The sequence below is a fragment of the Pseudomonas prosekii genome (assembly GCF_900105155.1).
Taxonomy (GTDB): Bacteria; Pseudomonadota; Gammaproteobacteria; order Pseudomonadales; family Pseudomonadaceae; genus Aquipseudomonas; species Aquipseudomonas prosekii.
In genome coordinates this window covers 570258-582953 of sequence record NZ_LT629762.1, presented here as the reverse complement: position 1 = coordinate 582953, position 12696 = coordinate 570258, and the positions used below count along the sequence as shown (strand labels likewise).

At 59.2% G+C, this 12696-nt stretch carries 9 protein-coding genes; 7 read left to right on the top strand and 2 right to left on the bottom strand.

The window, feature by feature from the left end:
• Nucleotides 1–52 precede the first annotated feature (52 nt).
• From lon to BLU01_RS02640, 4 genes are all read left to right on the top strand, one after another.
• A complete protein-coding gene (gene lon, locus BLU01_RS02655) occupies nt 53–2449 on the top strand; it encodes an endopeptidase La (RefSeq protein ID WP_092270461.1) in 2397 nt (798 codons plus the stop codon).
• A gap of 150 nt (nt 2450–2599) precedes the next feature.
• On the top strand, nt 2600–2872 hold the full coding sequence (locus BLU01_RS02650; protein WP_002552737.1) for an HU family DNA-binding protein: 273 nt from the start codon (nt 2600–2602) through the stop codon (nt 2870–2872).
• Between the two features lie 234 nt (nt 2873–3106).
• Nucleotides 3107–4978: a SurA N-terminal domain-containing protein gene (locus BLU01_RS02645; RefSeq protein ID WP_092270458.1), complete on the top strand. Its 1872-nt coding sequence runs from the start codon at nt 3107–3109 to the stop codon at nt 4976–4978.
• 228 nt (nt 4979–5206) lie between these two features.
• Nucleotides 5207–6118, top strand: coding sequence for a DUF2242 domain-containing protein (locus BLU01_RS02640; protein ID WP_092270455.1), 912 nt, complete (start codon nt 5207–5209; stop codon nt 6116–6118).
• A gap of 357 nt (nt 6119–6475) precedes the next feature.
• Here BLU01_RS02640 and BLU01_RS02635 read toward each other — a convergent pair whose 3' ends face one another.
• Together BLU01_RS02635 and BLU01_RS02630 are read right to left on the bottom strand one after the other, a co-directional pair.
• Nucleotides 6476–7516 carry an AraC family transcriptional regulator gene (locus tag BLU01_RS02635; RefSeq protein WP_092270452.1) on the bottom strand — a complete coding sequence of 347 codons (1041 nt, stop codon included), beginning with the start codon at nt 7514–7516 and terminating at the stop codon, nt 6476–6478.
• A 3-nt stretch (nt 7517–7519) separates the two neighbouring features.
• A complete protein-coding gene (locus tag BLU01_RS02630) occupies nt 7520–8650 on the bottom strand; it encodes a carbon-nitrogen hydrolase family protein (RefSeq protein ID WP_092270449.1) in 1131 nt (376 codons plus the stop codon).
• 208 nt (nt 8651–8858) lie between these two features.
• Here BLU01_RS02630 and BLU01_RS02625 point away from each other — a divergent pair, with 208 nt between their 5' ends.
• From BLU01_RS02625 to BLU01_RS27840, 3 genes are all read left to right on the top strand, one after another.
• Nucleotides 8859–10898, top strand: coding sequence for an NADPH-dependent 2,4-dienoyl-CoA reductase (locus BLU01_RS02625; protein ID WP_092270446.1), 2040 nt, complete (start codon nt 8859–8861; stop codon nt 10896–10898).
• A 51-nt stretch (nt 10899–10949) separates the two neighbouring features.
• Nucleotides 10950–11873 carry a 1-aminocyclopropane-1-carboxylate deaminase/D-cysteine desulfhydrase gene (locus tag BLU01_RS02620; RefSeq protein ID WP_092270443.1) on the top strand — a complete coding sequence of 308 codons (924 nt, stop codon included), beginning with the start codon at nt 10950–10952 and terminating at the stop codon, nt 11871–11873.
• A 181-nt stretch (nt 11874–12054) separates the two neighbouring features.
• Nucleotides 12055–12684 carry a hypothetical protein gene (locus BLU01_RS27840; protein ID WP_197675579.1) on the top strand — a complete coding sequence of 210 codons (630 nt, stop codon included), beginning with the start codon at nt 12055–12057 and terminating at the stop codon, nt 12682–12684.
• The last annotated feature ends 12 nt before the right edge of the window (nt 12685–12696 follow it).

The window sequence follows — 12696 nt, the reverse complement described above, 5'->3', positions numbered from 1 at the left end:
CAAGCTTACATCCATCTGTTTACGGCCTTATGGCCGCCGTAGAGGCGAAATCATGAAGACAACCATCGAATTGCCTCTCCTGCCATTGCGTGATGTTGTGGTTTATCCGCACATGGTTATCCCGCTGTTCGTGGGGCGCGAGAAATCCATCGAAGCCCTTGAGGCAGCGATGGCCGGCGACAAGCAGATCCTTCTGCTGGCTCAGCGCAATCCTGCTGACGACGATCCCGGTGAAGAAGCACTTTATCGCGTAGGTACCATCGCCACTGTTCTGCAACTGCTCAAGCTGCCTGACGGCACCGTCAAGGTTCTGGTCGAAGGCGAGCAGCGGGGCGCCGTGGAGCGCTTCAGCGAAGTGGACGGCCACTGCCGTGCCGAAGTCTCGTTGATCGACGAAGTCGACGCGCCAGAGCGCGAGTCGGAAGTGTTTGTCCGCAGTCTGTTGGCTCAGTTCGAACAATATGTACAGCTGGGCAAGAAAGTCCCGGCTGAAGTCCTGTCGTCGCTCAACAGCATCGACGAGCCAGGCCGCCTGGTCGACACCATGGCCGCACACATGGCCCTGAAGATCGAGCAGAAGCAGGAAATCCTCGAAATCATCGATTTGTCGGCCCGGGTCGAGCACGTCCTGGCGTTGCTGGATGCCGAGATCGATCTGCTGCAAGTCGAAAAACGCATTCGCGGTCGCGTCAAAAAGCAAATGGAGCGCAGTCAGCGCGAGTACTACCTGAATGAGCAGATGAAGGCCATTCAGAAAGAGCTCGGCGACAGCGAAGAAGGCCACAACGAAATCGAAGAGCTGAAAAAGCGCATCGATGCCGCTGGCCTGCCCAAAGATGCCCTGGCCAAGGCCAACGGTGAGCTGAACAAACTGAAACAAATGTCGCCGATGTCCGCCGAAGCGACCGTGGTTCGTTCGTACATCGACTGGCTGGTTCAGGTGCCTTGGAAGGCTCAGAGCAAAGTGCGTCTGGACCTTGCCCGCGCCGAAGACATTCTCGACGCCGACCACTATGGTCTGGACGAAGTCAAAGAACGCATCCTCGAATACCTCGCCGTGCAAAAGCGCGTGAAGAAGATTCGTGGTCCGGTGTTGTGCCTGGTCGGCCCTCCTGGCGTGGGTAAAACCTCGCTGGCGGAGTCGATTGCGCACGCCACCAACCGTAAATTTGTCCGTATGGCCCTCGGTGGCGTGCGCGATGAAGCGGAAATTCGTGGTCATCGCCGTACTTACATCGGTTCGATGCCGGGAAGATTGATTCAAAAGATGACAAAAGTCGGGGTCCGCAACCCGCTGTTCCTGCTCGATGAAATCGACAAGATGGGCAGCGACATGCGTGGCGATCCGGCGTCGGCGTTGCTGGAAGTGCTCGACCCCGAGCAGAACCACAACTTCAACGATCACTATCTGGAAGTCGATTACGATCTGTCCGATGTGATGTTCCTGTGCACCTCGAACTCGATGAACATTCCGCCAGCGCTGCTGGACCGGATGGAAGTCATTCGCCTGCCGGGCTACACCGAAGACGAGAAGATCAACATCGCGGTCAAGTACCTGTCGCCGAAGCAGATTCAGGCCAATGGCTTGAAGAAAGGCGAGCTGGAATTCGAATCCGAAGCGATCCGCGACATCATCCGCTACTACACCCGCGAAGCCGGTGTACGGGGGCTTGAGCGCCAGATTGCCAAGGTGTGCCGCAAGACGGTCAAAGAGCACGCACTGGAAAAACGCTTCTCGGTGAAGGTCACCGCGGACATGCTCGAGCACTTCCTCGGCGTGCGCAAATACCGCTACGGTCTGGCCGAATCGCAGGATCAGATCGGCCAGGTAACTGGCTTGGCGTGGACTCAGGTGGGCGGCGAATTGCTGACCATCGAAGCCGCTGTCGTACCCGGCAAAGGCCAGTTGATCAAGACCGGTTCGCTGGGTGATGTGATGGTCGAATCGATCACCGCTGCGCTGACCGTGGTGCGCAGCCGTGCGAAAAGCCTGGGGATCCCTCTGGACTTCCACGAGAAGCGCGACACGCACATCCACATGCCGGAAGGGGCGACCCCGAAGGACGGCCCTAGCGCTGGTGTAGGCATGTGCACGGCGCTGGTATCGGCGTTGACCGGGATTCCGGTGCGCGCAGACGTCGCCATGACGGGTGAAATCACCCTGCGTGGCCAAGTGCTGGCCATCGGCGGTCTGAAGGAAAAACTGCTCGCGGCTCACCGTGGCGGGATCAAGACTGTGATCATTCCGGAAGAGAACGTGCGTGATCTGAAGGAAATTCCTGACAACATTAAGCAGGATCTGCAGATTAAACCGGTTAAATGGATTGACGAGGTCCTGCAAATTGCGCTGCAATACGCGCCGGAGCCCTTGCCGGATGTGGCTCCCGAGATAGTTGCAAAGGATGAAAAACGCGAGTCTGACTCTAAGGAAAGAATTAGCACGCATTAGTACGCATTTGCCTGGGGGGCTTCCTTGACAGCTTTTTAGAGCCCTTGTTATAAAGCGGCTCTTAAGTGTCTGTAGGCCATTCAGCACTCGTTTTTTTGCTTTCACCAAAAAACTTAGAATCATACTCAAATAGATATAAGGGGACTTAGAGTGAACAAGTCGGAACTGATTGATGCTATCGCTGCATCCGCTGATATCCCGAAAGCTGCTGCTGGCCGTGCGCTGGACGCTGTAATCGAATCCGTCACTGGCGCTCTCAAGGCTGGCGACTCTGTTGTTCTGGTTGGTTTCGGTACGTTCTCCGTTACCGATCGTCCAGCTCGCATCGGTCGTAACCCACAGACTGGTAAGACACTGGAAATCGCTGCAGCCAAAAAACCAGGTTTCAAAGCCGGTAAAGCACTGAAAGAAGCTGTCAACTAAGTCAGATTCAGGTTTTTGCCTATCCGGGTCGGGGTCATGCCTGACCTGGCAGCGGAGCGGTAGTCCAGTCAGCACATTGCTGGTCTGAGACACCGAGGGTCGCAAGTTCGAACCCCTCGGTCCGCTCCGCCAGTTACGAGAAGGCGCATCCCCGGATGCGCCTTTCTTCTATCCGGATTCTACCCACGCTCCACGGTTGCCTAATTTTGAAGTTCAACCGTTTCTGGGGGACGCATGCTGCAGAATATCAGGGACAATTCACAAGGCTGGATTGCCAAGACCATTATCGGAATCATCGTTGTATTGATGGCTTTCACCGGTATCGAGGCCATTTTCCAGGCGACGACCAACAGCCAGGATGCGGCCAAGGTCAACGGTGAAGAAATCAGTACCAACGAGCTGAGCCAAGCTGTTGACATGCAACGCCGTCAGCTGATGCAACAGCTGGGCAAGGATTTCGACGCTTCGTTGCTCGACGAAAAAATGCTCCGCGAATCGGCCCTCAAAGGCCTGATCGATCGCAAACTGCTGCTGCAAGGCGCAGAAAAATCGAAATTCGCTTTCTCCGAAGCCGCTCTGGACCAAGTGATCCTGCAGACGCCTGAGTTTCAGGTGGATGGCAAGTTCAGCCCTGAGCGCTTCGACCAGGTGATTCGTCAACTGGGCTACAGCCGTATGCAATTCCGCCAGATGCTGGCTCAGGAAATGCTGATCGGTCAGTTGCGCGCCGGTCTGGCGGGCAGCGGTTTTGTTACCGACGCCCAGGTTCTGGCGTTCGCCCGTCTGGAAAAACAGACGCGTGATTTCGCTTCGTTGAACATCAAGGTTGATCCGTCTGCGGTGAAAGTGACCGACGACGAGGTCAAGGCTTACTACGACGAACACGCCAAGGAATTCATGACGCCGGATCAGGTAGTCATTGATTACCTGGAATTGAAGAAGGCTTCCTTCTTCGATGAAGTCAGCGTCAAGGACGAAGAGCTGCAAGCGGCTTATCAGAAAGAAATCGCCAACTTGGCCGAGCAACGCCGGGCTGCGCACATTCTGATCGAAGCGAACGACAAAGTGACCGAGGCGCAAGCCAAGGCGAAAATCGAAGAAGTTCAGGCGCGTCTGGCCAAAGGCGAGAAGTTCGAGGCTCTGGCCAAGGAATTCTCCCAGGATCCGGGTTCGGCGAACAACGGTGGTGACCTCGGTTACGCCGGTCCAGGTGTCTACGATCCAGCGTTTGAAAAAGCCCTGTACGCGTTGACCAAGGACCAGGTATCGGAACCGGTTCGCACTGATTTCGGTTTCCACCTGATCAAGCTGCTGGGCGTTGAAGCGCCTGAAGTTCCGACGTTGGACAGCCTCAAGGCCAAACTGACCCGTGAACTGAAAACCCAGCAAGTCGAGCAGCGTTTCGTCGAGGCGACCAAGCAATTGGAAGACTCCTCGTTTGAAGCTTCCGATCTGGCTCAGCCGGCACAAGACTTGAAACTGACCGTTCACACTTCCGCGCCGTTCGGCCGTGAAGGTGGCGAAGGTGTTGCGGCCAACCGTGCCGTGATCACTGCGGCGTTCAGCCCTGAAGTGCTGGATGAGGGTGCCAACAGCACCGCCATCGAGCTCGATCCGGAAACCGTGATCGTGTTGCGCGCCAAGGAGCACTTGAAGCCTGCGCAGTTGCCACTCGAAAGCGTTGCCGCCAACATCCGCACGCAATTGGCCAAGGAGCACGCGATTGCTGCCGCCAAGACCAAGGCTGATGAGCTGATCGCCAGTTTGCGCGACGGCAAGACGCCGCTGGATCAGGCCATTGACGGCCAGACCTGGAAAGTCACCGCAGCAGCTACTCGCGCTCAGGAAGGGGTTGACCCGACTGTGCTGCAAGCGCTGTTCCGTATGCCCAAGCCTGCCGCCAAGGACAAGCCGACGTTCAACAGCGTGACCCTGGCCGATGGTAGCCTGGTGATCGTGCGTCTGAATGCCGTGAACGAAGCCGCAGCGCCGACCGAAGAAGAGAAGACTCAGTACCGTCGCTTCCTCGCTTCGCGCATTGGCCAGCAAGACTTTGCGGCCTACCGCAAGCAGTTGGAAAGCGAAGCGGACATCAAGCGTTTCTGATGGCTGACTGAGCTGCTCGCTACACAAGAACCCCGGCCGAAACGCCGGGGTTTTTTGTGCATGAAGGAAAAGCTCGGCGCCGGTTTATCGGTAATCCGCGAGGTTGTGCGACTTTTCCGGCTTATCAGGGTCAACTTCCTGTAACAGGTTTAAGACATCAATGGATGCGACGCTAAGCATCGTTCTGTTGCACAATACGCCCCGGACCGTTTTCTCTCAGGATGTTCAATGTTCAGATCAATTCCCATGCGTGTTGTCGGGTTGGCTTTAGTGCTGGCCGTTGCTGCCGGTTGTTCGTCGAAAAAAGCCGCCATCTATGAGCATGAGAACTTCGACGATTCCGGAACGTTTTCGCGCAATTACCCAGTGACCGATGTGCAGACCTGCGAAGCCGCGCGTCGCGCGTTGCTCAGCCAGGGTTACATCATCACCAGCAACGATCCGAAACTGATCAGCGGCCATAAAAGCTTCCAGCAAACCGGCGAGACGCACATGGAGATCAGCTTCAGTGTGGTGTGCGCCGATGATGGTTCCGAAGGGCACCACGCGACCATGTTCGCCAACGCCTTGCAGGACCGTTATGCGTTGAAGAAGACCAACAACTCCGCCAGTCTCGGCGTCGGTGTGTTGGGCTCGGTGTCGATGCCGATCGGCTCGTCTGACGATTCGATGGTCAAAGTGGCCAGCGAAACCGTGTCGTCGGCCAAGTTCTATGAGCGATTCTTTACCCTGGTCGAGCTGTTCCTGCCGGCAGAAGCGAAGAAAGCCGCGCACATCGTCGAGAAGCCAAAAACCGATCTGGGCGTGCCGGAAACCAAACCTGCGCCAGCCGCACCGGCAGCACTGGCGCCCGCACCAGCGGCAGGCACACCGGCCGCAGCAACCCCAGCAGCCGCGCCGACACCGGCCGCAGCACCTGCCGCAGAGCCGGCAGCCGCGCCAGCCGCCGAACCCGCCGCAGTCGACTTCGCGCCTGGGGCCTCGGAGCCCGTCGCGCCGCCCGCGGAATCTGCACCGATCACCCCGGCACAAACCACCGAACCGGCGCCCGCCACGGAAACCAACACCACGCCGTCGCACCCGGACAACATGCCCGCACCGAGCGAGCCGATTCCGGCGATGCCATCCTCGGGCCAGTAACCGACCCTGCCGCAAAAGAGCGGGAACGTGTCAGACGCAACGCTTCCCGCCGCCAACCGACCAATTGATCGACGTCAAAGCAGTGCGTTTTCCTACGCACTGCGGCGAAAAAATCCTGTGATAAATCCCTGATCGACTGCTACGTTTTATTGAGTAGCGGTCAAGTGCGGTGTGAGCGTCATTTTTCTTTCACGCGGGCACTTTATGCTCAAGACGCTGGTCAGTTGATCAGGCCTTTTTTAATGAGCAATCGAGGGGAGATCACCATGGACGATTATCAAGAAGAGTTGCTGGAGTATTCGGCATTTGAACTGGATCCGCTGGAACCAGCCGAAGACGCTACCGAGCTTTAAGCCTTCACGCGGTTTGGCGATGACTTCGGCGAAATTCGCCGGGCGTCTGGCCGTTCCAGCGTTTGAAGGCCCGTTGAAAAGCTTCGGCTGAGGCAAAGCCCAGCAGATAGGCGATTTCGCCGAACGCCAGTTCGGTGTCGCGAATGTACGTCATGGCCAGGTCGCGGCGAGTGTCGTTGAGAATTGCACGAAATTGCGTGCCTTCCTCGGCGAGTTTGCGACGCAAGGTCCAGGTTGGCAGCTTCAGGCGTGCCGCCACTTCTTCCAGGTCGGGTTCCCGGCCACCGTTGAGCAACGGCCCCAACAGCTGAATGATCCGTTCACGCAGGCTGCGGGTGCGCGTCAGTTGTTCCAGCTCGCGTTCACATAATTGCAGCAGGTGCCGCCAAGTGCTCGGGCAATGCTCCGGGTTGCGCTGGGCGAGGCTGGTCAGGCTCAGGCGCAGTTGATTGTGCTCGGCGCCGAACTGGATCGGGCAATCGCCCAATACGCTGTAAGCCTCGCGATACTGCGGTGCTTCAAATTCGATGTCGATGCGTTCGGCTGGCAACGCGGTAGCGCTGACGCTGGACAACTGCCGCAACCAGCCGGAAATGATCGAATCGACGACGAAGCGGTTGTAGGCGTTGTAGGGATTGATCGAATAAAACCGCAACCAGGCGCCGCGTGGGTCTTCGTGAAAGCTCGATTGGCCGCGATAGTTGGAGCCGTACAACGCTTCGAAGCGAATCAGGCAACGCGCCGCCTCGCGAACCGTCGGTGCCTGCGCGGCGGTGACCCCGGCGAGGCCGGCCTGGCTCAACCGACTCAACTGGCCCATGCGCAAACCCAGTGCTGGGTCGGCGGTCAGCTGGATCGCGCCGTGGCCAAGGCGCATGTACCGCGGAATCGACAACCGCGCACCGGCCTCACCGAGGCGGGCCGCGTCCAGGCCGTATTGGTCGAGCAACGGCTGTGGATCGGCGCCGTGACTGCGCACCGCATCGGCCAGGCTGTTAACGAAGCCGACCGACAGATCCCCGAGGCGCATCGGCAGCGGTTTCATGTTTTAAAACCACAGGTTCAACAAACGCGCGCCACGCTGATCGCCGTCAGCGGCGTGCTGGCCATTGCTGCTGAGGAAACTCTGCCCGGCGCTGGCCTTGTCCCAGAATTGCCCGCGCATGAACACACTGACCCCGGCAATCGCCTGACTGCTCGGCGGCTGCGCGATCAGGGTCAAACGATGCCAGGCCTGGCCTTCACTGAGCTCGCCGGCCTTGAGGCTGACCGAACTCGGCGTCGACAGACCTTTATAGCCGCGCCACGGTTTGTCCCACGCGCCGTGGCCGACCACGAAGGCCGGGACTGCCACCAGTTGCACGTTCTGTTCGTCGAGCTTGCGGTAATTGTCCGGATACCAACTGTCGCTGCCGATCAACACGCCAAGGCGCCCGGCCGGTGTGTCGACGACGCTGATGGTGTGCTCGGTGTTGGCGGCGAGGGTGTCCTGATCGGTGAAGATCGGGTGCATCTGCCGCTGCGGCTGGCCGATCGGCAAACCGTCGCGACCGAACACCACGGTGCTGTTGAATAGCGCGCCGTGGCCGATTTTCAGCTCGCCGTCGCGCACACTTGGCTCCGGCAGCACGATGGTGCCGGCCACCAGTGTCACGTTGAATTCTTTCGCCAGGCCACCAAACAACGCCTGGTAATCCTTGGCCATGCTTTTGGCTTTCATGCGCAGATGCGCGTCATCGAGACGGCTGGCGCCCTTGGCACGCAGCAGCGCGCGCGCGAACTGCAGTGGATTGCTCGCCGCCAGCCAGTTCATCGCTTCCTTGAGGGTGCCGGCCTGATACAGCTCGTCTTTTTCGCCGCTGATCATCAGCCATGTGCCCACATGCTCCGGCAGCACGACGACGGTTTTCTCGCTGAGCAGGCCTTGTTCCTGGGCCTTGTGCAGATAGGCGCCGAGCTTGCGCCGCAGGCGTTCGGGGCTTTGGTAATCAGTCGGGAACAGTTCGGGCTGGATGCCGAGCAAGTTGCCGCGATCGGCCGGCGTGCCTTGATCGACCGCCAGATTGATGCGCAGGTCGGACAAATAATGCCCCACCGGACGGTCCGCGGCCCACATCGCGTAGGTCGTCAGGGCGGCGATCAACGCCATGGAAAAGGTCAGGTAGAGAAGTTTGCGCATGGGAAAACAGTCGACAGCCGTGTGCAGGATTCACCGACTAGGGTAGGGCGCATGCCGGCGCTTGCCAAGGGGCGCTGCGCATTTGGATCAATAAGTTGTCAGTTTGGGTCATTGAGTGACACGAGTGCGACTCTTAGTCTGTGCCACATGACTGACGGGGGCCGCAGAGCTTCCGCAATTTCCGTGATCGCTCGATGTGGAGTTACCGATGGCCGCCGCTCATTACCCGCACCTGTTGGCCCCGCTGGACCTGGGTTTTACCACGCTGCGCAACCGCACCCTGATGGGGTCGATGCACACTGGCCTTGAGGAAAAGCCCGGCGGTTTCGAGCGCATGGCGGCGTACTTTGCCGAGCGTGCACGCGGCGGGGTTGGCCTGATGGTCACTGGCGGTATCGGTCCGAATGATGAGGGCGGCGTGTACTCCGGCGCGGCCAAATTGACCACCGAAGAAGAAGCGCTCAAACACCAGATCGTCACCCGCGCGGTGCACGAGGCGGGCGGCAAGATTTGCATGCAGATCCTCCACGCCGGGCGTTACGCCTACAGCCCGAAACAAGTGGCGCCGAGCGCGATTCAGGCGCCGATCAACCCGTTCAAGCCAAAAGAGCTGGACGAGGAAGGCATCGAGAAGCAAATCAGCGATTTCGTCACCTGTTCGGCTCTCGCGCAAAAAGCCGAATACGACGGCGTCGAGATCATGGGTTCCGAAGGTTATTTCATTAACCAGTTCCTCGCGGCCCACACCAACCACCGCACCGACCGCTGGGGCGGCAGCTACGAAAACCGCATGCGCCTGCCGGTGGAAATCGTCCGCCGCGTGCGCGAAGCGGTCGGTCCGAATTTCATCATCATTTTCCGTTTGTCGATGCTCGACTTGGTCGAGGGCGGCAGCTCCTGGGAAGAAATCGTCACCCTCGCCAAAGCCATCGAGCAGGCCGGCGCGTCCATTATCAACACCGGGATTGGCTGGCACGAAGCGCGGATTCCGACCATCGCCACCAAAGTCCCGCGCGCGGCGTTCAGCAAAGTCACGGCGAAACTGCGCGGCTCGGTGAGCATTCCGCTGATCACCACCAACCGCATCAACACTCCGGAAATCGCCGAGCAGATCCTCGCCGAAGGTGACGCGGACATGGTCTCGATGGCGCGGCCATTTCTCGCCGACGCCGATTTCGTCAATAAGGCTGCGGCCGGTCGCGCTGATGAAATCAATACGTGCATTGGCTGCAATCAGGCGTGCCTCGACCACACCTTCGGCGGCAAATTGACCAGTTGCCTGGTCAACCCGCGCGCCTGCCATGAAACCGAACTCAATTACCTGCCCGTGCAACGAATCAAGAAAATCGCCGTGGTCGGCGCCGGGCCTGCGGGTCTGGCCGCTGCCACCGTGGCTGCCGAGCGCGGGCATCAGGTGACCTTGTTCGATTCGGCCAGCGAAATCGGCGGCCAGTTCAACATCGCCAAACGCGTGCCGGGCAAGGAAGAGTTCTTCGAAACCCTGCGTTATTTCAACCGCAAGTTGCAGACCACCCACGTCGAGGTCTGCCTGAATACTCGCGTCGACGTCGCACAACTGGTCGCCGGCGGCTTTGACGAGATCATCCTGGCCACCGGCATTGCGCCACGCACGCCGGCGATTCCGGGCGTCGACAATGCCAAAGTGCTGAGCTATCTCGACGTGATCCTCGAGCGCAAACCGGTGGGCAAACGCGTGGCGGTGATTGGCGCCGGCGGCATCGGTTTCGACGTCTCGGAATTTCTTGTGCATCAAGGCGTGTCGACCAGCCTCGACCGCGCCGCGTTCTGGAAAGAGTGGGGCATCGACACGCACCTTGAAGCGCGTGGCGGCGTCGCCGGGATCAAGGCTCAACCGCATGCGCCGGCCCGCGAGGTGTTCCTGCTGCAACGCAAGAGCTCCAAGGTCGGCGATGGCCTGGGCAAAACCACCGGCTGGATTCACCGCACCGGGTTGAAGAACAAACAGGTGCAAATGCTCAACAGCGTCGAATACCTGAAAATCGACGATGAAGGCTTGCACATTCGCATCGGCGAAACTGGCGAGCCGCAGGTGCTGGCGGTCGACAACATCGTGATTTGCGCCGGGCAGGACCCGTTGCGTGAGTTGCAGGACGGTTTGCTCGCGGCCGGGCAGAATGTGCACTTGATCGGCGGCGCAGACGTGGCAGCCGAGCTCGACGCCAAACGTGCGATCAACCAGGGTTCGCGTTTGGCCGCCGAACTCTAAACCGGCCAGCGTGCTGATAAGATGCCGGCTCTTTATCCAGAGCCGGCATCGATGTTTCTCCCTCCCAGCGACTGGCAAGCCATCGCTCCCCTCGAAACGCTGCACCTCGACTGGCTGACCCGCGCCGGCGTCGACGTGGCGATCCTGCGTCTCGACCAGATCGACCCGCTGATCAGCGGCAACAAGTGGTTCAAACTCACTGAGCACCTCAATGCGGCTGATCTCGCCGGTGCCGAAGGCATCATCAGCCTCGGCGGCGCGCACTCCAATCATCTGCATGCGCTCGCTGCAGCGGGCCAACGTTTCGGTTTCAAAACCGTCGGTTTGCTGCGCGGGCATGCGCAAGACACGCCGACCGTCATCGATTTGCGCGAGTTCGGCATGCAGCTGCATTGGCTCGGTTACGGCGGCTATCGCGCGCGCCACGAGCCGGGTTTCTGGCTGCCATGGCAGACGCAATACCCGACGCTGCACGCGGTGCCGGAGGGTGGTGGCGGGTTGCTGGGGGCGCTTGGCTGTCGGCAGCTCAAAAGTCAGGTGCAGCAACAATTGAGCGGTCTGGGCTGGCGCGATCACGACGGCTGGTGGCTGGCCTGCGGAACGGGCACCACGCTCGCGGGATTGGTTCTGGCCGAGGCCGGCGAGCATCCGGTTTACGGCGCGCTGGCCGTGCCCGACGATCATGGCGTGGCGCAACAGGTTGAGGCGATTGTGCGCGAGGCGGGGTTGGCTGAGTCGCGGTATGAACTGGTCGACGCCAGTCGTGGAGGTTTTGCCAAGGTTGATCCGCTGTTGCTGGCGTTTATACAACAGACTGAACAGCAAAGCGGCATTGCTCTGGAACCGCTGTACACCGGCAAAGCGTTGCTGGCACTCAAACAACATATTGAATCAGGAAGATTTGCGCCGGGTTCGCGTTTGATCTTTATTCATACTGGCGGTTTGCAGGGGCGTCGTGGATTTGCTGTTGCTTAATGAGCTTTTGTTCTGCTAGTTGATAGTTGTTAATTAAACGTTACTCATGTTTTGTATCGCTTGCGGTTTTGCCTTTCCATGCCGGTTATATACTCTGTCGCCAGGCCCTCACTTGTTTAATTCAATTTACTGGTGGCTTTAGTAAAAGTTGATACACCTACTTATATAACTGGAGAAGTTCATGAAAGGATTCATTTTCACCCAAGCACAGAAACAAGGCCCGGCGCGAAAAATGATGGCGGCCAAACCGCCTGCGCCGAAACCCAAACCAGCGCCAAAACCTGCGCCAACCCCGAAACCGGCACCAACACCCAAGCCGGCGCCAAAGCCTGCTCCAAAACCAACGCCGAAACCGGCGCCAAAACCGGCCCCCAAGCCAGCTCCTAAACCAGCGCCAAAACCTGCACCGAAACCGGGTCTGACCCCTAAGCCTGCGCCGAAACCAGCGCCGCGGCCGAGCCCGCGTCAGCCGTTGCCGTGGCCGACCTTCAACATCACGATTGACCCGCTGGGCTGGTACAACCTGCTCACTGCTCCGGGCCTGATCCGCAATGCTGACGGCCGCGGTCAACTGCCGGATGGCAGCCTGATCAGCGAAGATGAGCAATCGGTGACTCGCCCGGACGGCATCGTGCAGTATGCCGATGGCCGAATCGGTTATCCGGATGGTCGTATCGAATGGCCGGACGGTACTGTTGAGTACCTGGATGGGCGAATCGTCTGGGCGGATGGCACCGAACTTCGCGCGGATGGCAGCACCGTTTATCCCGACGGCGTAATCATTGACGCTGACGGTGTGCAGATCAACTAAGCGGTTGTCGAT